Below are 18,436 nucleotides of genomic sequence, written 5' to 3' on the forward strand. Positions count from 1 at the left end.
GGAAGTGCAGCAATGCATGCAGCTGACGAATACTAATCGGTCGAGGGCTTATCCTACTATGTAAGACCTTAAGATGACTTCAGCACTCATCGCTTTCGCATCCAGTTTTCAGGGTACAATACCCTATGCGCAGCCGGTTATTCCGGTATACGCACCGTTTGGTGGCGATGGCGGAGGGGAACCACGCGTTCCCATCTCGAACACGACCGTTAAGCCCTCCAGCGTCGATGGTACTTGGACCGCAGGGTTCTGGGAGAGTAGAACGTCGCCAAGCACGAGGAACCTACTGCATATATGCAGTAGGTTTTTTGTTGTCTATAATAACCACTGAGATTCTGAGATTGATGTAGATATATGTTGCACTTAGAACCACCGAGCTTAGCGGTGGTAATAGGATACCTCGTGGCTCTGGAGACGAAGGACTCCGTCAGAGCGTTCACGGCGCAGGGAGCGGATAAGGAGTAGTCTCGGACCTAATGTCCATAATTGCCAGCTGACCAGGCTAATCATCAGCGATTCACTAATCCAAGGATACAGCAGCGCAACGAAGCATAGTCCTACCCAGAATAGATGGCGATGCACTCGGCGGAAGGCGCTGAATGTTAAGTCGCCAGCTGGGCGGTAGCCAATCCAAGGTAGTCCCAGTCGCCAGTTCCAGCGGCGGTCCTCAGCCATCTCTACGCGAATGAAGGTCAGCAATAAGATGATCTGTTGGATGAGCTGGAGGAGGCAGAATCCAAGCAGACAGGCTATCAGGCCATCTACCCCATACATAAGTGCATGGAAGGTGAAGAAGAGGATAGCAATACAGGCATGGCTCCACCTGAGCTCACTTCTAATCGTAATGCGTCTTATTAACTTATATTGATAGATCGTTGCACTCAACTGGTCTTCTAAGCTGCGGCGCACGTTCAACATCCTCTCTGCGGCCTTGTAAGTCTCGTACTTATATATCGGCTGGCTGCGCTGAATTGTCCATAGCACCGAATAGATTCACCAATCGCCCAGTTCCAGCATATGATATATAAATATTTGAAATACGCTATGAAACAGGTATACTCTGCTAGAATCTGTGCCATAATAGTAGGTAAATGAGTTACGCATAAAAGGTGGCGATAACGATGCATGATGAGCTCCACGTGGAATGTATTATATGCGGTGAGACTAAGACTGCAGGAGAAGGCATTCGCATTATATCCGAATTCATCTGTGATTCCTGTGAGACAGAGATGGTTCGCACCGATGTGATGGATGCGAAGTATCCCTTCTTCATTCATCAATTGAAGCAAATCTTTATAGAAAAGAATGCATGAGCGGACATCCATTATAGGAGTATCCGCTCTTTTTTTTGCAGAACAAATGATCCATCTATGATATAACAAGGGTATAAAGGTAGAAAAGAGGTCGTAATCTGTCGATGTATGCCCCACTATATGAAGCCTTGCTGAAGCATGTGAGCACCAATCCGACTCCTTACCATGTACCTGGTCACCAGCATGGACGAGCCTTCAGGGTGAATCAGGAGATAGAGGAATATACCCGCCCGCTGTATCCCATGGCTATGCTCGATCTGACGGAGATTCGTGCTACCGATGATCTTCATCATCCGGAAGCATCCATTCATGAAGCGGCATCGCTGGCAGCTGCATGCTATGGAGCAGAGGAGAGCTTCTTCCTCGTAGGCGGCAGCACGGCCGGTAATGTAGCGATGATTCTCACCGCTTGCAGCCAGCCAGACGATATCATCCTAGTTCAGAGGAACGTACATAAGTCAGTGCTGAATGGGCTGAAGCTAGCGGGTGCATCGGCTGTATTCCTAGCTCCTCAGATAGATGAGAGCAGCGGCGTTGCTACGGTTCCTACATTGAATCACGTTAGACAAGCATTGGAAGCCTATCCGCAAGCTAGAGCTGTGCTGCTCAGTAATCCGAATTATTATGGAATGGGTACCGAATTAACGGAGTATGCCAGCCTTATTCATAGCTATGAGTGTATACTGCTAGTCGACGAGGCACATGGTGCGCACTATGGCCTGCATCCAGAGCTTCCACCCTCTGCGCTGCAAGCAGGCGCCGATGCAGTCGTTCAATCCACTCATAAGACACTAACTGCCCTTACGATGGGGGCTATGCTTCACGTTCAAGGATCGCGAATACAGAGACAACAGCTTCGCCATATTTTATCAATGGTACAGAGTTCCAGTCCATCATTCCCGATTATGGCTTCGCTGGATATTGCCCGAGCAATGGTAGACCATTATGGAGAGGCGCTTTTTGAACCGTGCTTAGCTAGTGCCAGCTCTATTCGAGGATGGATTAGACAATCTCAATCCGTGATCGGGTTATTAGAAGATATGGATCGTGAAGGAATTCCTGCCTATGAGCATAGCGATCCTCTTCGTCTCGTTATCTATGATCGAACCGGTACACATTCCGGTGTAGCTCTGCAACGGAAGCTGGAAGAGAGCGGAATCTGGACGGAGATGGCTGACGACCGCTATGTAGTACTAGTCATAGGCATTGGTTCAACGGCAGAGGACCGTAATAAGCTGATTGCGGCACTCGAGACCGTGTCACTTGACGTACTTAAGGATAAGGAGACAGTAGGGGATGGTCAGTCATTCGTATGGAACACTAGCTCTAGCCCGCAGATGCTAATGCCGCCGGAGGAGCAAGTGGCAGCCCCCGTTCCATTCCATCGATTCTTCATTTCAGCTGATGAGGTCGAGATCGTCCCACTGAATGAGGCAGTAGGGAGACGGTCAGCCGAGATGATCATCCCCTATCCACCTGGTATCCCCGTTCTCTATGAAGGGGAGGTCATCATGGAGAGCACGGTGCAGCTTCTGCAGAAGCTGTCGGATGCTGGTGCTAAGCTGCAGGGGGCATCTGATCCCAGCGTCTTGCGAATTAAGGTGATGCAGCCGCCGCAATCCCCGTAACTGCTCATTGTACAAGGTGATTCGCTTTGTTATGATAGGGTTAACTTAAATGTAAGGAGCAACCTTAGCCCGTGAACAAAGGGATATTCATAACCATAGAAGGTGGTGAAGGTGCAGGCAAATCTACACTCATCGAGCGAATCTCGCATAAGATGCAGGAGATGGGCTATGCAGTAACCACGACAAGAGAGCCAGGCGGCATTCCGATTGCTGAGCAGATTCGATCGGTCATTCTGGACCGCAGCCATGTGGCGATGGACGCACGCACGGAAGCATTGCTCTACGCTGCTTCGAGGAGACAGCATCTTGTAGAGAAGGTAATCCCCGTACTTCAAGCCGGAGGAATGGTCATCTGTGATCGATTCGTCGACAGCAGCCTCGCCTATCAAGGATATGCAAGAGGGCTTGGCATGGAAGAGATATGGGCCATTAATCAATTCGCTATTGAAGATACCATGCCGGATCTAACCATCTACATGGATATTCCGCCGGAGATTGGCTTAAGCCGAATCAAGCAAGCAGATGAGCGTGAGCTGAATCGCCTGGATCTTGAGAAGCTTGAGTTCCATCATAAGGTACGTGAAGGCTATCTTAAGCTGCTCAAGCTCCACCCAGAGAGAATCGTTCGCGTCGACGCGAACCAGGCGGTGGATGCGGTGCTGAAGGATGTGCTGGAAGCGATTAGACTGAGGCTTGGCAGATAGTCACTTCGAACATAGGAGGAATTAGAATGAAGTTAGTCATTGCGATTATTCAAGATAAAGACAGCAATCGGCTGTCGAATGCACTGATTAAGGAAGGATTCCGTGCGACCAAGCTAGCCAGTACCGGCGGATTCCTCCGTGCCGGCAATACAACGTTCATGATCGGGATTGAAGATGAGCGCGTGCATGAAGTGCTGAAGGTCATCTCCTCTAACTGCAAGGTGCGAGACCAGCTCGTAACGCCGGTATCCCCGATCGGCGGATCTACGGATTCCTATATTCCATTCCCTGTTGAAGTGCAAGTTGGAGGCGCGGCTGTGTTCGTCGTTCCTGTCGAACGCTTCGAACACTTCTAGGATAGGTGCGACTCCGACATGAAGATTGATCCAGGATTCCGCCCCTTAGGACAGAACAGAACGAGCAATGACAACCCAGCGAAGCTGGTTGCGCCTAAGAACTTCTCCGACGTGATGGTCGGCCAGGAAGCTCAGCGCACACAGGAGCAGCTGCAGCTTAAGCTTCAGGAGATTCACAATCAAGGAGAGCGCTTGACGCGGTCGATGACGATTCGCGAGCTTAAGCTGTATCAGGTAATGGTGAAGCGGTTCCTTGAGGATACAGCTAGGCGTGGAATAGGGCTGAAGGAGATGCGGGGGTTCGATCGCAGAGGCCGTACGAAGCGATACAAGCTGCTCGATGAGATCGATGCAACCCTCATTACCCTCACGGAAGAGATGCTCGACTCCGAGCAAGGACGAATCGAGCTGCTTCAGAAGATCGGGGAGATTCGCGGCCTCTTGATTAACTTACTATTCTAGAATAGAAGCAAGGAAGGGTACAGTAGGTATGAGCTTGGAACAAGTGACTGGACAATGGAAGGCGAAGCGAATCCTGAAGCATGCTCTGCGCAGCGGTAAGGTGTCGCATGCTTATCTCTTCACAGGACCTTCAGGAACCGGCCGTCTGGAGATGGCACAAGCGTTCGCTAAGGCGCTGTTCTGCGAAGCTGGAGGAGAAGACGCCTGCGGGCATTGCCTGGAATGTCGCAAGTTCGAGCATGGCAATCAGCCGGATCTCATTCGGATTGCGCCGGACGGTCAGTCCATCAAGATAGACCAGATTCGCGAGCTTCAGCATGAATTCGCCTACAAGAACAGCGGGACGAAGCGCAAGGTATACATTATGGAACGAGCGGACAAGATGACGCTCCAGGCTGCGAACAGTCTGCTTAAGTTCCTGGAGGAGCCGGTATCTCCTCTAGTTGCGATTCTAATTACTGATAATGGACAAGCCGTCCTCCCAACCATTCGTTCCAGAGCGCAATGGATTCCGTTCTTGCCGAGAGCTGCTGAAGAGATGCTGAAGGTATTAACGGCAGAGGGTGCTCCGCCTCTAATGGCTCGTGCAGCCGTACAATTATCTTCCGGGCTTGATGGCGCTAGAGAAACTATCCAGCAGAATGGGTTTGCAGAAATTAGAAGCCTAGTGATACAATTAGGCAAGGAGTGTCTGACCCGATTCACCGCGGCGATGATTACGGCCCAGCAGCAATTATTCAAGACAGAACTTGCCGAACATGTGCAATTATTTCTGTCGATGTTGGTTTTATGGTTCAAAGATATGATTCACTTCCAGGCCGGAAGGCAGGAAAGCATCGTTTTCATAGATCAGATGGATTGGATAGGCAAGCAGGCGTTCTCAAGATCAATAGCCGGATGGGTATCCTGTATAGAGCATACTCTTGAAGCTGGCAAGCGAATTCGAGCGAACGTGGCCCCACAGCTTGCAGTCGAGCAATTATTGGTTAACTTACAGGAGGGCTAATTCCTTGTACAATGTCGTAGGTGTCCGCTTCAAGAAGGCGGGCAAGATATATTACTTCGACCCGGCCCTGCACCCCGTTGACAGCGATCAGCATGTGATTGTGGAGACAGCGCGAGGTATCGAGTATGGTAAGGTAGTAGTGGGACAGAAGCAAGTCGGTGAATCGGATGTAGTACTCCCGCTTAAGAAGGTCATACGCATTGCAAGCGAAGCAGATGCTAAGATTGTAGACGAGAATAAGTCTGCAGCGAAGAACGCATTCGCGATATGTCTGGAGAAGATCAGAGGTCATCAGCTCAAGATGAAGCTGGTTGATGTGGAATTCACATTCGACCGCAACAAGATTATATTCTACTTCACTGCTGAAGGAAGGGTAGACTTCCGTGAGCTCGTGAAGGACCTCGCTAGTGTATTCCGTACCCGCATTGAACTGCGTCAGATTGGGGTGCGTGATGAAGCGAAGATGCTGGGGGGCATCGGACCGTGCGGCAGAGTATTATGCTGCTCCTCATGGCTAGGCGACTTCGAGCCCGTATCGATCAAGATGGCGAAGGATCAGAATCTATCCCTCAACCCAACGAAGATCTCCGGTCTATGCGGACGTCTCATGTGCTGCTTGAAGTTCGAGCATGATAACTACGAGAGTGTTCGGGAGGAGCTTCCTGCAATCGGGAAGGTCGTCATTACTTCGTATGGAGAAGGCAAGGTTACCGGAATTAATACTTCAACCAAGTCGGTCTATGTCCAATTGTTCGATATCTCGGGCAAGCCGAAGGAACTGCCGTTAGATGATGTTGTTGTGAAGTAATTCAATCTCACAGCAGCATGTTGGTCCAAATGACTAAGCACGGCCTCCACGGAGGCTGATCTCAAGCTTGACGCTCTGGGGTGGGAAGTTGGATAAGTTAGATATATTCATTCAAATGGACGAGTTGGATCAGCGGATGGGTGCCTTCCATAGTGAACTTGGAGCACTCAAGCTGCGAATCAAGGAACTAGTAGAAGAGAATAAGCGACTCAGCATAGAGAACCATCAATTGCGCAAAATATTAAAGAGAGAAAATGCGCCGCTGACGGATCCAGCTTGGGATACTGAAGTCGACGGCAATACGAATGCCGATGCGGGGCCAAGAACGGAACAAGCTAGGGCTGCCAAGCCTTCCTCTAAGGAAGCAGCTGAGTCCTTCGCAGCTGCCATAGCGGCAACGGCCGTAGGCGAAGGCCATGACAACCTGGCTCGCTTGTACCATGAAGGGTTCCATATCTGCAATGTCTACTACGGCCATCTCAGAACTGAGGGAGATTGCTTGTTCTGCCTGTCGTTCTTAAACAAATAAGGTAGTGCCGTGCCGTCCTCTGCGAGAAGAGGACGGCCTATTTTATGATCATAAAGGGGAATGCATCTGTGACTGAATCCGTAACACTACTGGAAGGCGAGAGGCTCGACGACTTAATGACGGAGAACGGCCTTCGCATCATACAGAGCAGAGAAGTGTTCTCCTTCTCCCTAGATGCCGTCTTGTTGTCCAAGTTCGCTAGCGTGCCGAAGCGGGGCAGAATATTAGATCTATGCACGGGCAATGGAGTTATTCCATTCCTGCTGACGACTAGAACGAATGCTCAGATTGATGGGGTGGAGATTCAGCCTAGACTTGCGGAGATGGCGAGAAGGAGCAATCGGCTGAATGGTCTCGAGCATCAAGTCAATATTATGGAAGGAGATCTGAAGGAGTATGTGCATACGGCCGGTTACGGAGTGTACGATGCCATTACGGTGAATCCGCCCTATATGCAGGTAACGACTGGGGAGCAGAATGAGAATGAGCATTATGCCATAGCCAGACATGAGATGCTGTGTACGCTGGAGGACGTAGTGGAGGCTGCTGCTAAGCTAGTTAAGTCTGGCGGGAAGGTAGCGATGGTCCATCGGCCAGCACGCCTCCTCGACATTGTCGAATCGATGCGCAGATGGAAGCTGGAGCCGAAGAGATTACAGTTCGTCCATCCTCGAGCTGACGGAGAAGCGAATATGGTATTAATTGAAGCAATGCGTGACGGGAAGCCAGAGCTCCGTCTGCTGCCTCCCATTATCATCTACGAATGAACCGAGCGAGTTATTGATGAGTTCTGTTAAGAATTAAGTGAAGAGTCATGTGAAGAGTTATGTGAAGCGATATGCGAAGGGCAGGTTGAAGGTTAGCGATGGTGACGGTACAGAAGAGCTATGTGGATCAAGGAAGCCGTACAAGTGGAATATTATACTTAGTAGCTACACCTATAGGCAATCTTGAGGATATGACGTTCCGTGCCATTCGGACGCTTAAGGAAGTAGATGTGATCGCCGCAGAGGATACGAGGCAGACGCGGAAGCTGGTCACCCACTTCGAGATTCCGACCAAGCTGGTGAGCTACCATGAGCACAATAAGCAGTCCAGCGGTGTAGAGCTTATTAGACTGCTGCTTGAAGGCCGCTCCATCGCTATTGTGAGCGATGCAGGCTTGCCAGCTATCTCGGACCCAGGAGCAGATCTAGTAGCTGAGGCAGTAGCACAGGGAATTGCTGTCGTCCCTATTCCGGGCGCGAATGCGGCACTGTCGGCCCTGATCATGTCAGGACTGCCTACTGAGCGATTCCTGTTCGCGGGATTCCCTCCACGGGATAACAAGACTCGACTAGCATGGCTCGAGAAGCTTCGCAAGCAAGAGGGCACCTTAATGCTCTACGAGTCCCCTCACCGTCTTCGGAAGACACTGCAAGCCATGCTCGAGGTGCTGGGCAATCGGCGCATAGCGATCATTCGTGAATTAACGAAGCGGTATGAGGAAGCAGTGCGAGGAACGATAGAGGAGTGTATGATCCGCATAGAGGAGCATCAGCCGCTTGGAGAGTATTGCCTCATTATAGAAGGGGCAGAGAGCTATACAGAGCTGCGTGAACAATATATCGAGGAAGCTGGAGATTGGTGGGCAGAGCTTACACTGGATGCTCATGTGGCACACTATGAAGCAGCTAATCTGGATCGGAAGGAAGCCATCAAGAAGGTCGCGGTCGAACGAGGACTGCCGAAGCGGGACGTCTATAATGCAGTGAATCGATAATCTGGGTATAAAAAAAGACCTTCCTGGCCGGGTTCTAGCGCAGGAAGGCATCAAGGAGTATGATAAAGGTTAGAATTAACAAGTGCGGTAAATTTATTATAACCTATTTTGTTTATTTTGTCACAGGTGAAGGCATTTCTGATAAGCAAATGTGACAAACAATTTTTCCTTTGAAGTAGGAGACGTTCTCAGCATTGCCGCAGAAGATACAAGCTGGCTCGTATTTCTTAAGCATGATCCGCTCACCGTCTACATAAATCTCCAGTGCATCTTTTTCTCCGATTCCAAGTGTACGGCGAAGCTCGATTGGAATAACAACACGGCCTAACTCATCGACTTTACGAACAATACCTGTGGATTTCATCATAATCTATTGTTTCCCCTCTCAAAGTGAAATTCGTCACTATTCGACATAGTTTTTCTTTTTATAGTACCTATAATACCAACTTATACCAGATTAGTCAACCATGAAAATACGAGTGAAAATCTTATTTTTTCAGTGTCTTACTATACAGTAAGCGCTAAAATTCTTATTATAGAATACAACAAGATCCGACGAAATGGAAATGATAATGCGACACTATTCGACATTTAATCGACATTGTGTGTCGAAAAATTGAACAAATGGGATGTGATTACCAATGAATCGGCCGCTTACGGAAGAGAAAGTGTTCAAGGACCCTGTCCACAAGTATATCTATGTACAAGATCTGACGATCTGGAATCTGATCAATACAAAAGAGTTCCAGAGATTAAGAAGAATCAGGCAGCTAGGAACCTCATACCTAACCTTCCATGGCGCTGAGCACAGCCGATTCTCTCACTCCCTGGGAGTCTATGAGATTACCCGTAAAATCATCTCTCAATTCGAGCGAAGCGGCTATCCGGATTGGCCTCGCGAAGAGAGGCTCGTCTCGCTGTGCGCAGCCCTTCTCCATGACGTTGGACATGGACCCTTCTCGCATTCCATAGAAGAGATATTCGACACTCAGCACGAGGAGTGGACCTGCCGTATTATATTAGAAGAAACAGATATCAATCGGGTGCTTCGAGAGGTATCTGAGGACTTCCCAGACCGCGTGGCTGCGGTCATTCGGAAGACTTATCCGAAGCCGATCGTCATCAGCCTCGTATCGAGCCAGATGGATGCGGACCGCATGGATTATCTGCTCAGAGACGCCTACTATACGGGGGTTAACTATGGAACCTTCGATCTGGAACGAATTCTAAGGGTACTTCGCCCTTATCAAGGCCAGATCGTTGTGAAGGAGTCGGGGATGCATGCGGTGGAGGATTATCTCATGTCCCGATATCAGATGTATTGGCAGGTATACTTCCATCCGGTGACAAGGAGCTCTGAGATTATACTCAGGCAGATCTTCCGCCGAGCGAAGGAGTTAACCGAACAGGGCTATACCTTCGGATGGATGGCGAGACCGATTGACAGCCTGATTCGGCAGACCCTATCCGCACAAGATTATTACCGTCTCGACGAGGCGCTCATTCAGACAGCCTTCATGGAATGGTCAGAGGAAAGAGACCCTCTATTATCGGACTTATGCTGCCGATTCTTAGACAGACGGTTGTACAAGTATATAACCATTGAAGAGCCGGATGAAACCTTGTTGGCTGAGATTGCAAGGCAATGGCTGCGTATCGGCCTTGATCCAGACTATCATATGGAGATTGACTTCCCATTTGACCTGCCTTACGATGTCTATCGACCAGACTCGAATAAAGAAGATAAAAAAGAAAAAGCCCCGATTTTGCTGCTGGACGGACAAGATCGAACCGCTGAAATCTCAGCAAAATCTGACATTATCCGCTCCATAACCGGCTTGCATCAAGGCCGTTATCACCTCTATTATCCAGAGGAGCCGCTTCAGGCAGCCAAGGACAAGCTGGATGGACGAATACGGGCTCTTTTTGGAATCGGGTAGAAGGTTTGCTACTATAAGAACAGATAAGCTGATCTCAATCAGCTTCCCATCATGGCTTCATAAGCAGGAGGAATGCCCGCATGACTTATTCATTCATGGACACCCATACGCACCTCGATTCGGAGAAATTCGACGGCGAACGTGAGGAGATCATCGCTCGAGCAACAGAAGCTGGCATCAGCCATCTCATCAATATAGGATTCAATCGAGATACCATACCGACCACATTGGAGCTGGCTGAGCAGTATGACTTCATCTACGCGGCAGTTGGCTGGCATCCAGTAGACAGTATAGACATGAAGCCTGAGGATCTGGAGTGGATTGAACAATTGTGTGCCCACCCTAAGGTTGTGGCGATTGGGGAGATTGGCCTGGATTACCACTGGGATACCTCCCCGAAGGATGTTCAGCAGCGCGTATTCAGAGAACAGATTCGATTGGCCCGCAAGGTGAAGAAGCCAATCGTCATTCATAACCGAGATGCGCATGAGGATGTCGTTCGCATTCTTCGGGAGGAGCATGCGGAGGAGGTCGGGGGAGTCATGCACTGCTTCTCAGGCAGCTGGGAGACCGCGAAGCAATGCCTCGATATGAACTTCTATATTTCGTTCGGCGGACCCCTTACTTTTCAGAATGCAAGAGTTCCCAAGGAAGTGCTCGGGAAGGTTCCGCTTGACCGAATATTAATCGAGACGGACAGCCCATATATGGCTCCTCATCCAAAAAGAGGCAAGAGGAACGAGTCCTCCTATGTGGTTCTCGTCGCAGAGGCTGCAGCTGAAATATTAGGAAAATCTCTGGAAGAGATAGCAAAAATAACAACCGAAAACGGAAAAAATTGTTTTGGTATTGTGTGAAAGCCCTTCAGATCAAGAGGAATTGAGACCTTTCCGGCGATAAAACTAATTTTTGCCCATAAAATCAGCGTTTTATTGCATGGATTTCCTAAAATTTCGTGAATATCGGATTTTATCGCATCTTTACAACCTAGGGCTAGGGAAGGTATGATTCATTTCAGGACATCAGTAATGTATTGTATTTCCAGTCACGCTTAATCTCCGAATTGGAGAGCGGGGGAACCAAGTGTACATAATCCGAGCAAGGGAATGAACCCTTCTCAGCACGTGAACACATGAATTCTTCTTGGGGTGAATTCTGATTCTACTGTCTATGACCGGACGGACATGTGGAACAGATAGGGCAGCTCTCTCGCCCGAACCCGACAGCTAACCTCGTAAGCGTCTATAGAGAGCGATCAACTCGTGCATCCATTTCCATGAATCTCGTGTGTCAACCCGAGAAGCCACGAAACAGATCCTCTGTCGAAGGCTTCTTTTATTTTTGAATAACTCGTAAAGCGTCGACATAGGGTTATTCATGGAGGTATGGGCAGGGTTATGTACCTGGAAAGCGTGCTTGCACGCTAATAAACCAATAGTCGCGTCATGTATCATGCGTAACACACGGCGGCGAGGCTATGAAGGAGGACCGATGAAGTGGGCATTACTCAAGTGAAGGAGACCCATGGGAAACGATCATCCAGCATGTCCAACGCATTGCGATGGAAGCATGAGAATTTGCGTTTGGTTCTACTAAGTGCCATTATCTCAATCGCTATGACTTTCATGTTTTTGGTGTTGTTGTACGGATCGGCTGATAAGAGCGTATCCGTAGTAGTGAATGGACAAGAGACCGTTGTGAAGACTAAGCAATGGGTCCTGCAACGCCTACTGGATGAACAAGCTATCACGATAGGACCGCATGACAAGGTATCTCTCCCGCTGAATGCAACAGTGAAGGATGGAGACCGAGTCGAAGTAACCCATGCGGTAGCTGTCTTAGTGAAGGCTGACGGCAAGACATCGACGGTGTACACGACAGAGAAGACAGTGCAGGCAGCGATCGAGGAATCCAATATTCCTGTTCGTAGTCAAGATAAGATAAGCCCATCCCTCAGCACAGCCATTGAGCCGAATATGACGGTCTCGGTTGTACGAGTGGATACCCGTGTGTCTGAGACACAGCGGAAAGTTCCATTCACTGTCGTGAAGAAACAAGATTCTACTCTTGCCCATGGCAAAGAGAAGCTGGTTCAAACCGGCAAAGAAGGAACCGTCGTTGAACAAGTTGAGAAAGTATACGAGGATGGAGTTCTCGTGTCGGAGAGATTAGTGAACAAGGTCGTATCCGCAGCCGCTGTCAATCAGGTCGTTGCTATTGGTACGAAGAAGGAGCAGCCTAAGATTCAGGTGCTCTCTGCAAGTTCAACCTCCATGACCAAGGGCGGACGTACTTTCAAGGCGAAGAAGATTATTAAGAACGTAACACTGACCGCTTATTCGGCCGGTGTAGCAAGTACAGGCAAGGATGTGAATCATCCGGGCTATGGCATTACTGCTTCAGGTGCAAGAGTTCAGGAAGGCCGTACCATTGCGGTTGACCCTAAGGTCATTCCGCTTGGCTGGTGGGTGTATATCGAAGGAATAGGCTTCCGCCGCGCTGAGGATACTGGCGGTGCCGTCAAGGGCAACAAGATTGACGTGTACTTCGATAGTACCAAGTATGCCAATAAGTTCGGCAGGAAGAAGGGCTTCACGGTCTATGTCCTAGGTCCGAATAAGCCAAGTGCAAGCTAGAGCGGGGATAGGCTTCGAGAAGAAGAGAAGTCAATTCTGCTTGTGAATTATTCATACGTATTTGTCAGCCAAATATGCCATGATAAGGAGAGGCAACGCCTCTTCTTTTTGCATGTTACAAGGAAGGAATGGTCTTGGTGATTAAGGAGATCATTGTCGTCGAAGGCAAGGATGACACCACAGCGATTAAGCGAGCCGTAGAGGCCGATACGATAGAGACGAATGGCTCGGCTATCGGTGAAGATGTGCTTCGCCGAATCGAGCTGGCCCAGCAGCGCAGGGGCATTATTATATTCACAGATCCGGATCATGCCGGTGAGCGTATCCGTAAGATTGTCGCGAGGCGGGTGCCGGGCTGCAAGCATGCGTTCCTTCCGCAAGAGCAGGCGTTGTACAAGGGAGATATCGGCGTGGAGAATGCTTCACCTGAAGCCATTAGGCAAGCTCTGCTGGATGTTCGAACGGAAGCGCCGGAAGGTTCAGGGGATATTACGTGGGAGCATCTCATGGATGCAGGTCTCATCGTACACCCACAGGCCGCTGACCGCAGGCTGCGGATGGGTAAGCTGCTCGGAATCGGATATGCTAATGGCAAGCAGTTCTATAAGCGCTGTACAAGCTTCCGCATCTCCAAGGAAGAGTTCGCGGAAGCGCTGCGTGAGATGGAACAGGGGGAGAGAGCATGAAGGCAGCTGAAGTAGGTACACCGAAGCGAACGAAGGAGATCATAGCGAAGTACGGATTCTCCTTCAAGAAGAGTCTGGGGCAGAACTTCCTGATTGACCAGAATATATTGCATAACATTGTAGCGGCAGCCGAGCTCGACAAGTCCAAGGGCGCGCTGGAGATTGGGCCGGGTATCGGAGCACTCACCCAGCAGCTTGCGGAGGAAGCGGGTACGGTGACTGCGGTGGAGATTGACCAGCGACTTATCCCGATACTTAGAGATGTACTGGCCGAACAGCCACATGTTGAGGTTATCCACGGCGACGTGCTGAAGCTCGACTTGAAGCAGCTGTTCCAAGAGCAGTTCTCTAAGGTAGAGCGAGTCAGTGTCGTCGCGAATCTGCCCTACTATGTGACTACGCCGATCCTGATGAAGCTGCTTGAAGAGCGTCTTCCCTTGGAGAATATCGTAGTCATGATTCAGAAGGAAGTGGCGCAGCGCATGGCAGCGAAGCCAGGCGGGAAGGAGTACGGCAGCCTTAGCGTCGCCGTTCAATACTACTGTGAGCCGAAGCTCGTCTGCATCGTCCCTCACACCGTATTCATTCCACAGCCGAATGTAGATTCAGCCGTCATCAAGCTAACACTGCGGGACACACCGGCCGTAGAGGTCCCAGATGAGGACCATTACTTCCGAATCGTGCAGGGAAGCTTCACACAGCGCCGTAAGACGCTTGCGAACAACTTGACCAGTCTTGTAGGCAAGGAGAACCGTGAAGCGCTTACAGAGCTGCTGACGGCGTCTGGGATCGATCCAACCCGCCGGGGTGAGACCTTGTCTCTTGAAGAGTTCGCCGTCATTAGCCGGGCATTCCTGGCCAAGGGCTGGGGGTAACGGAGTTCAGAAGCTGTTCATCAGTCTATAGGCTGCTGAACAGCTTCTTGCTCGTTCTGGTCGTGAAGTGTTCACCAAACTTCTCGTCCTTCCATAGGATAGACGAGAAGAGGTGATATGCCCATGAAACAAGGGGACCTGGTCGTCCGCAAATCGTACGGCGGTGACGTGCTGTTCCGTATCGAAGCAATCCAGCAAACCCATGCAGTCTTAAAAGGAACGGATTACCGCCTGCTTGCGGATTCTCCAATACCCGACCTGTCAGTCGTTCGTGATCCGGAATACACGAGCGCATCGCAGCAAGTGCGAATTAAGGTCAACGAGTCGATGAAGCGTATGCACAAGCAGCGAGAGCTGCAGTCTGAGCAGACGGAAGAAGAGATACGGGTAGCGCTGCAGCAGACGCAGCCCTACTTCGAGGTACCAGGCAAGGTACTGCATCTGGATGGCGACAATAATTACTTAAAGAAAAGTATGCAGCTCTACTCCAGCATGAGAGTGCCTGCACATGGCATACATGCCCATGAATCACAGATGTCCGATATGCTCTACCGGCTACTACCCCAGTTCCGGCCCGATATCGTCGTCATTACGGGTCATGATGGTGTGCTTAAGAACCGGAGGCAAGAGGACCTGCTCAGCCTCTCCAGCTACAAGAATTCACAGAACTTCGTAAATGCGGTCCGAGTCGCCAGAGACTACGAGAAGAACCGTGATGGTCTGATAATCGTAGCCGGCGCTTGCCAGTCCCACTTCGAAGCATTGCTCCAGACAGGAGCGAACTTCGCGAGCTCACCTGGCCGCATTCTCATCCACGCTCTGGATCCCGTATACATCGCAATTAAGGCAAGCTACACCTCTATCCGGGAGACGATTAACCTGGCTGATGTTATTCATGGCACAATTAGCGGAGTGGACGGAGTCGGAGGCATAGAGACGTTAGGACGTCATCGGGTAGGAATGCCTAAGTCTAAGGTCACCCCGGCAGCCACTACGCTCGCTTCTATACGCAGGACAACTTGATAATATGCCTCTTATTAGCCAAAAAATACATCGGCTTATAAAAATGGGCGAAAACACCGTTGACAACCCGAACACCCTACTGATATAATATTTTGCTTTGTTTGACAACCCCTCTCCTATTGGTTATAATGGACAAGGAAAGAGGTGGTAGTGGACAATGGCAAAAAATGCGCTGTTGGAGATTAAACGCAACTTGGAAGCTCACGTAGGTTCCAAAATTCGTCTTCGAGCTAACGGTGGCCGGCGAAAGACCATCGAACGTACCGGTGTCTTGGAAGAAATCTACCCATCTGTTTTCATTGTCAAGCTGGATCAGGAGCAGCATGCATTCAAGCGCGTCTCCTACAGTTATGCCGATATATTGACGGAATCGGTGGAAGTGACCGTGTGCAACGACGAAGGTCAAGTCCGTATTACCCATATTCAATAACAGAATCTATATATAGCCTGAACAAGGCTGTTCCGAGCGCAGAGACATTCTGTGCTCTTTTTTTTGTCCCCCCATGAGCGAGGTTCCTTCCTTGCATGTCCACCTCGTTAACCGCGCATACTACGGGTAGCCTCAGGTACATGCTGCACGAGCGAATGTCCTACACTAGGAGGGTTAAGATGAGCCGAAGAAGGCGCAGTGTCATGTCGGAACAGCTCAAGTACGAGCTGGCCAAGGATCTTGGATTCTACAACACGGTTCAGGAAGAAGGCTGGGGAGGTATAAGGGCGAAGGATGCCGGCAATATGGTGAAGCGGGCGATTCAGCTCGCGGAGCAGGCAGCGGCGAATAAGACCAACAATCCTTAGGCTTACAAGAGGTCCAACCCACAGAAGCTAAGAGACGAACAGCGGCAGCGGCTGCCTGTTCATTTCTTAGCTTTTATTCAGTCTGTTTGTTATAATGGGCAATATGCTAACGAACGAACGGGTGGACGTAGAGATGAAAATATACGAAAAAGCTCCTGCAAAAATAAACCTGCTGCTTGACGTCATGCGCAAGCGCCAGGATGGCTTCCATGAGGTCGAGATGATTATGACCATGGTGGATCTAGCCGATCGATTGGAGATGGAAGAGCTCCCTCGCGATACGATTATTATCTCAAGCCAAGCGGGATATATCCCTCTCGATGAGAAGAATCTAGCGTTCCAAGCAGCCAAGCTGATCAAGGACCGCTATGACGTGCGCAAGGGAGTATACATTCATCTCGACAAAAAAATACCGGTAGCCGCCGGGCTCGCTGGCGGATCCAGTGATGCTGCAGCAACGCTGCGCGGGCTTAACCGGCTGTGGCAGCTGAATATACCTGAGCAGGAGCTGTGCGAGCTCGGAGCCGAGCTTGGTTCGGATGTGCCCTTCTGCGTAACGGGGGGAACCGCGCTTGCGACCGGGCGCGGTGAGAAGCTGGAGCGGATCGACAACCCGCCTCAATGCTGGGTAGTGCTAGCCAAGCCGCCGATTAATGTATCGACTGCGGACGTATATGGCCGTCTCCGAGCGAATGAGCTGAAGAAGCATCCTTCCGTGCCCAATATGCTTGAAGCGATCAAGGCTGGCTCCTTCGGCGACATCTGCTCCGAGATGGGCAATGTGCTGGAGACCGTAACGCTCGACCTCTATCCGGAAGTGCTTCAGCTTAAGGAGAGTATGCAGCGGCTTGGGGCGGATGGCGTCCTCATGTCAGGCAGCGGGCCTACGGTATTCGGTCTCGTATCCAAGCCAGCGAAGCTCTCCCGCATCTATAATGGGCTGCGCGGCTTCTGCAAGGAAGTCTACGTGGTAAGAATGCTCACATGAACCGGACGTTGTTCTTGATTAAATCCGTATAAAGATGTTATATTGTCTTTATATTATTCGGATTTAGCGGGGTGAGAAGTTGTTGAAGAAGTTGAAACGCAGTGCAAGACTGGTAGAAATGACACAATACCTGCTAAGTCGTCCTCACACGTTAATTTCGCTGACAGCATTTGCTGATCGATACCAGTCGGCCAAGTCTTCCATTAGCGAGGATCTAGCCATCATTAAGGAAGTCTTCGAAGAAGAAGGCTTAGGTGAACTGCATACCTTAGCCGGCGCTGCCGGCGGTGTGAAATATATTCCGAAGATGAACACAAGAACGGCTCTGAACATTATGACGAGCATCTGCCGCCAGCTCGAGCAGCCGGAGCGGGTACTGCCAGGCGGATATCTCTATATGACCGATATGCTCGGACAGCCGGACTTGCTTGCCGATGTAGGCAGAATGTTCGCTACCGCCTTCGCGGATCGCCGAATCGACGTCATCATGACGGTCGAGACGAAGGGCATTCCACTGGCCTATGCGACAGCGGCCTGTCTGAACATTCCTGTTGTTATCGTACGGAGAGACAATAAGGTGACCGAGGGGTCAGCCGTTAGCATCAATTATGTATCAGGCTCGAATAAGAGAATTCAGACCATGTCCTTGGCGCGCAGAGCGCTCAAGGAGCAATCCAGGGTTCTCATTATAGATGACTTCATGAAGGCGGGCGGCACCATCCAAGGCATGATGGACTTGCTCTTCGAGTTCAAGGCCACAGTGGCTGGTGTCGGCGTCTTCGTAGAATCCAGCGAGTTCGAGGTGGAGGACCGTCTGCTCGAGGATTACGTATCTCTAGCGAAGCTGAGTGCGGTAGATCTGAAGTCGAAGCAGACCACGGTCGTTCTAGGCAACTATTTCGGATAGAGAGGCGGAAGCCCA

The 18,436-nt window shown here is 50.2% G+C and carries 22 protein-coding genes, 1 rRNA gene and 1 riboswitch; of the genes, 21 read left to right on the top strand and 2 right to left on the bottom strand.

Annotated elements, in window-relative coordinates; translation table 11 throughout:
- Nucleotides 1–157: 157 nt before the first annotated feature.
- Nucleotides 158–274: ribosomal RNA gene (gene rrf, locus ACFO9Q_RS10215) — 5S ribosomal RNA — on the top strand.
- A gap of 104 nt (nucleotides 275–378) precedes the next feature.
- Here the strand turns inward: rrf and ACFO9Q_RS10220 are convergent.
- Complete coding sequence (locus ACFO9Q_RS10220; RefSeq protein WP_379181464.1) at nucleotides 379–984, bottom strand: transposase; 606 nt, start codon at nucleotides 982–984, stop codon at nucleotides 379–381.
- A 137-nt stretch (nucleotides 985–1,121) separates the two neighbouring features.
- Here ACFO9Q_RS10220 and ACFO9Q_RS10225 point away from each other — a divergent pair, with 137 nt between their 5' ends.
- The 10 genes from ACFO9Q_RS10225 to rsmI all read left to right on the top strand — a co-directional run bounded on the left by ACFO9Q_RS10225 (nucleotide 1,122) and on the right by rsmI (nucleotide 8,568).
- Nucleotides 1,122–1,313, top strand: a complete 192-nt coding sequence (locus tag ACFO9Q_RS10225) for a sigma factor G inhibitor Gin (protein ID WP_379181466.1) — start codon at nucleotides 1,122–1,124, stop codon at nucleotides 1,311–1,313.
- Nucleotides 1,314–1,417: 104 nt separating this feature from the next.
- A complete protein-coding gene (locus ACFO9Q_RS10230; protein WP_379181468.1) occupies nucleotides 1,418–2,941 on the top strand; it encodes an aminotransferase class I/II-fold pyridoxal phosphate-dependent enzyme in 1,524 nt (507 codons plus the stop codon).
- A 71-nt stretch (nucleotides 2,942–3,012) separates the two neighbouring features.
- Nucleotides 3,013–3,645 carry a dTMP kinase gene (tmk, locus tag ACFO9Q_RS10235; protein WP_379181470.1) on the top strand — a complete coding sequence of 211 codons (633 nt, stop codon included), beginning with the start codon at nucleotides 3,013–3,015 and terminating at the stop codon, nucleotides 3,643–3,645.
- A 26-nt stretch (nucleotides 3,646–3,671) separates the two neighbouring features.
- Entirely contained in the window at nucleotides 3,672–4,001 is a 330-nt protein-coding gene (locus ACFO9Q_RS10240) for a cyclic-di-AMP receptor (RefSeq protein WP_379181472.1), read from the top strand.
- A gap of 18 nt (nucleotides 4,002–4,019) precedes the next feature.
- A complete protein-coding gene (locus ACFO9Q_RS10245) occupies nucleotides 4,020–4,463 on the top strand; it encodes a YaaR family protein (protein WP_379181474.1) in 444 nt (147 codons plus the stop codon).
- Between the two features lie 28 nt (nucleotides 4,464–4,491).
- The gene (gene holB / locus ACFO9Q_RS10250; RefSeq protein WP_379181476.1) at nucleotides 4,492–5,469 is read left to right on the top strand and encodes a DNA polymerase III subunit delta'; all 978 of its coding nucleotides are present in this window, start codon (nucleotides 4,492–4,494) and stop codon (nucleotides 5,467–5,469) included.
- Between the two features lie 4 nt (nucleotides 5,470–5,473).
- Complete coding sequence (locus ACFO9Q_RS10255; protein ID WP_379181478.1) at nucleotides 5,474–6,277, top strand: PSP1 domain-containing protein; 804 nt, start codon at nucleotides 5,474–5,476, stop codon at nucleotides 6,275–6,277.
- 115 nt (nucleotides 6,278–6,392) lie between these two features.
- Nucleotides 6,393–6,806 carry an initiation-control protein YabA gene (locus tag ACFO9Q_RS10260; RefSeq protein ID WP_379181640.1) on the top strand — a complete coding sequence of 138 codons (414 nt, stop codon included), beginning with the start codon at nucleotides 6,393–6,395 and terminating at the stop codon, nucleotides 6,804–6,806.
- Between the two features lie 116 nt (nucleotides 6,807–6,922).
- Nucleotides 6,923–7,573: a tRNA1(Val) (adenine(37)-N6)-methyltransferase gene (locus ACFO9Q_RS10265; RefSeq protein WP_379181642.1), complete on the top strand. Its 651-nt coding sequence runs from the start codon at nucleotides 6,923–6,925 to the stop codon at nucleotides 7,571–7,573.
- A 98-nt stretch (nucleotides 7,574–7,671) separates the two neighbouring features.
- Nucleotides 7,672–8,568 (top strand): 16S rRNA (cytidine(1402)-2'-O)-methyltransferase, encoded by an 897-nt coding sequence (gene rsmI / locus ACFO9Q_RS10270; RefSeq protein WP_379181480.1) that lies wholly within the window; start codon nucleotides 7,672–7,674, stop codon nucleotides 8,566–8,568.
- A gap of 112 nt (nucleotides 8,569–8,680) precedes the next feature.
- On the opposite strand, the gene ACFO9Q_RS10275 is transcribed toward rsmI, so the two are convergent.
- Nucleotides 8,681–8,935, bottom strand: a complete 255-nt coding sequence (locus tag ACFO9Q_RS10275; RefSeq protein WP_012772023.1) for an AbrB/MazE/SpoVT family DNA-binding domain-containing protein — start codon at nucleotides 8,933–8,935, stop codon at nucleotides 8,681–8,683.
- A gap of 274 nt (nucleotides 8,936–9,209) precedes the next feature.
- On the opposite strand from ACFO9Q_RS10275, the gene ACFO9Q_RS10280 reads away from it, so the two are divergent.
- From ACFO9Q_RS10280 to purR, 10 genes are all read left to right on the top strand, one after another.
- Nucleotides 9,210–10,508 (top strand): HD domain-containing protein, encoded by a 1,299-nt coding sequence (locus ACFO9Q_RS10280; protein ID WP_379181483.1) that lies wholly within the window; start codon nucleotides 9,210–9,212, stop codon nucleotides 10,506–10,508.
- Nucleotides 10,509–10,588: 80 nt separating this feature from the next.
- A complete protein-coding gene (locus ACFO9Q_RS10285) occupies nucleotides 10,589–11,365 on the top strand; it encodes a TatD family hydrolase (RefSeq protein ID WP_379181485.1) in 777 nt (258 codons plus the stop codon).
- A gap of 181 nt (nucleotides 11,366–11,546) precedes the next feature.
- Nucleotides 11,547–11,765, top strand: a riboswitch (cyclic di-AMP (ydaO/yuaA leader).
- 239 nt (nucleotides 11,766–12,004) lie between these two features.
- On the top strand, nucleotides 12,005–13,144 hold the full coding sequence (locus tag ACFO9Q_RS10290; protein ID WP_379181488.1) for a ubiquitin-like domain-containing protein: 1,140 nt from the start codon (nucleotides 12,005–12,007) through the stop codon (nucleotides 13,142–13,144).
- Between the two features lie 137 nt (nucleotides 13,145–13,281).
- The gene (gene rnmV / locus ACFO9Q_RS10295) at nucleotides 13,282–13,830 is read left to right on the top strand and encodes a ribonuclease M5 (RefSeq protein WP_379181645.1); all 549 of its coding nucleotides are present in this window, start codon (nucleotides 13,282–13,284) and stop codon (nucleotides 13,828–13,830) included.
- Nucleotides 13,827–14,705, top strand: coding sequence for a 16S rRNA (adenine(1518)-N(6)/adenine(1519)-N(6))-dimethyltransferase RsmA (gene rsmA / locus ACFO9Q_RS10300; RefSeq protein ID WP_379181490.1), 879 nt, complete (start codon nucleotides 13,827–13,829; stop codon nucleotides 14,703–14,705). Before rnmV ends, rsmA begins: the two co-directional genes overlap by 4 nt.
- 123 nt (nucleotides 14,706–14,828) lie before the next feature.
- Nucleotides 14,829–15,728 (top strand): sporulation peptidase YabG, encoded by a 900-nt coding sequence (gene yabG, locus ACFO9Q_RS10305; protein WP_379181492.1) that lies wholly within the window; start codon nucleotides 14,829–14,831, stop codon nucleotides 15,726–15,728.
- A 157-nt stretch (nucleotides 15,729–15,885) separates the two neighbouring features.
- Nucleotides 15,886–16,158 (top strand): biofilm formation stimulator Veg, encoded by a 273-nt coding sequence (veg, locus tag ACFO9Q_RS10310; protein WP_379181495.1) that lies wholly within the window; start codon nucleotides 15,886–15,888, stop codon nucleotides 16,156–16,158.
- Between the two features lie 179 nt (nucleotides 16,159–16,337).
- Nucleotides 16,338–16,526, top strand: coding sequence for a small, acid-soluble spore protein, alpha/beta type (locus ACFO9Q_RS10315; protein ID WP_379181497.1), 189 nt, complete (start codon nucleotides 16,338–16,340; stop codon nucleotides 16,524–16,526).
- Between the two features lie 133 nt (nucleotides 16,527–16,659).
- A complete protein-coding gene (gene ispE, locus ACFO9Q_RS10320; protein ID WP_379181500.1) occupies nucleotides 16,660–17,514 on the top strand; it encodes a 4-(cytidine 5'-diphospho)-2-C-methyl-D-erythritol kinase in 855 nt (284 codons plus the stop codon).
- 82 nt (nucleotides 17,515–17,596) lie between these two features.
- The gene (gene purR / locus ACFO9Q_RS10325; RefSeq protein ID WP_379181502.1) at nucleotides 17,597–18,421 is read left to right on the top strand and encodes a pur operon repressor; all 825 of its coding nucleotides are present in this window, start codon (nucleotides 17,597–17,599) and stop codon (nucleotides 18,419–18,421) included.
- Nucleotides 18,422–18,436: the final 15 nt, after the last annotated feature.

The organism is Paenibacillus sp. GCM10023252, assembly GCF_042653305.1.
Classification (GTDB): Bacteria; Bacillota; Bacilli; order Paenibacillales; family Paenibacillaceae; genus Pristimantibacillus.

What these genes read in the sequence shown, in the direction of transcription:
- ACFO9Q_RS10225 (WP_379181466.1), top strand. Translation starts at nt 1,122, where the DNA reads ATGCATGATGAGCTCCACGTGGAATGTATTATATGCGGTGAGACTAAG.
- ACFO9Q_RS10230 (WP_379181468.1), top strand. Translation starts at nt 1,418, where the DNA reads ATGTATGCCCCACTATATGAAGCCTTGCTGAAGCATGTGAGCACCAAT.
- ACFO9Q_RS10240 (WP_379181472.1), top strand. Translation starts at nt 3,672, where the DNA reads ATGAAGTTAGTCATTGCGATTATTCAAGATAAAGACAGCAATCGGCTG.
- ACFO9Q_RS10245 (WP_379181474.1), top strand. Translation starts at nt 4,020, where the DNA reads ATGAAGATTGATCCAGGATTCCGCCCCTTAGGACAGAACAGAACGAGC.
- holB (WP_379181476.1), top strand. Translation starts at nt 4,492, where the DNA reads ATGAGCTTGGAACAAGTGACTGGACAATGGAAGGCGAAGCGAATCCTG.
- ACFO9Q_RS10260 (WP_379181640.1), top strand. Translation starts at nt 6,393, where the DNA reads ATGGACGAGTTGGATCAGCGGATGGGTGCCTTCCATAGTGAACTTGGA.
- ACFO9Q_RS10265 (WP_379181642.1), top strand. Translation starts at nt 6,923, where the DNA reads ATGACGGAGAACGGCCTTCGCATCATACAGAGCAGAGAAGTGTTCTCC.
- rsmI (WP_379181480.1), top strand. Translation starts at nt 7,672, where the DNA reads ATGGTGACGGTACAGAAGAGCTATGTGGATCAAGGAAGCCGTACAAGT.
- ACFO9Q_RS10275 (WP_012772023.1), bottom strand. Translation starts at nt 8,935, where the DNA reads ATGATGAAATCCACAGGTATTGTTCGTAAAGTCGATGAGTTAGGCCGT.
- ACFO9Q_RS10280 (WP_379181483.1), top strand. Translation starts at nt 9,210, where the DNA reads ATGAATCGGCCGCTTACGGAAGAGAAAGTGTTCAAGGACCCTGTCCAC.
- ACFO9Q_RS10285 (WP_379181485.1), top strand. Translation starts at nt 10,589, where the DNA reads ATGACTTATTCATTCATGGACACCCATACGCACCTCGATTCGGAGAAA.
- rsmA (WP_379181490.1), top strand. Translation starts at nt 13,827, where the DNA reads ATGAAGGCAGCTGAAGTAGGTACACCGAAGCGAACGAAGGAGATCATA.
- yabG (WP_379181492.1), top strand. Translation starts at nt 14,829, where the DNA reads ATGAAACAAGGGGACCTGGTCGTCCGCAAATCGTACGGCGGTGACGTG.
- veg (WP_379181495.1), top strand. Translation starts at nt 15,886, where the DNA reads ATGGCAAAAAATGCGCTGTTGGAGATTAAACGCAACTTGGAAGCTCAC.
- ACFO9Q_RS10315 (WP_379181497.1), top strand. Translation starts at nt 16,338, where the DNA reads ATGAGCCGAAGAAGGCGCAGTGTCATGTCGGAACAGCTCAAGTACGAG.
- ispE (WP_379181500.1), top strand. Translation starts at nt 16,660, where the DNA reads ATGAAAATATACGAAAAAGCTCCTGCAAAAATAAACCTGCTGCTTGAC.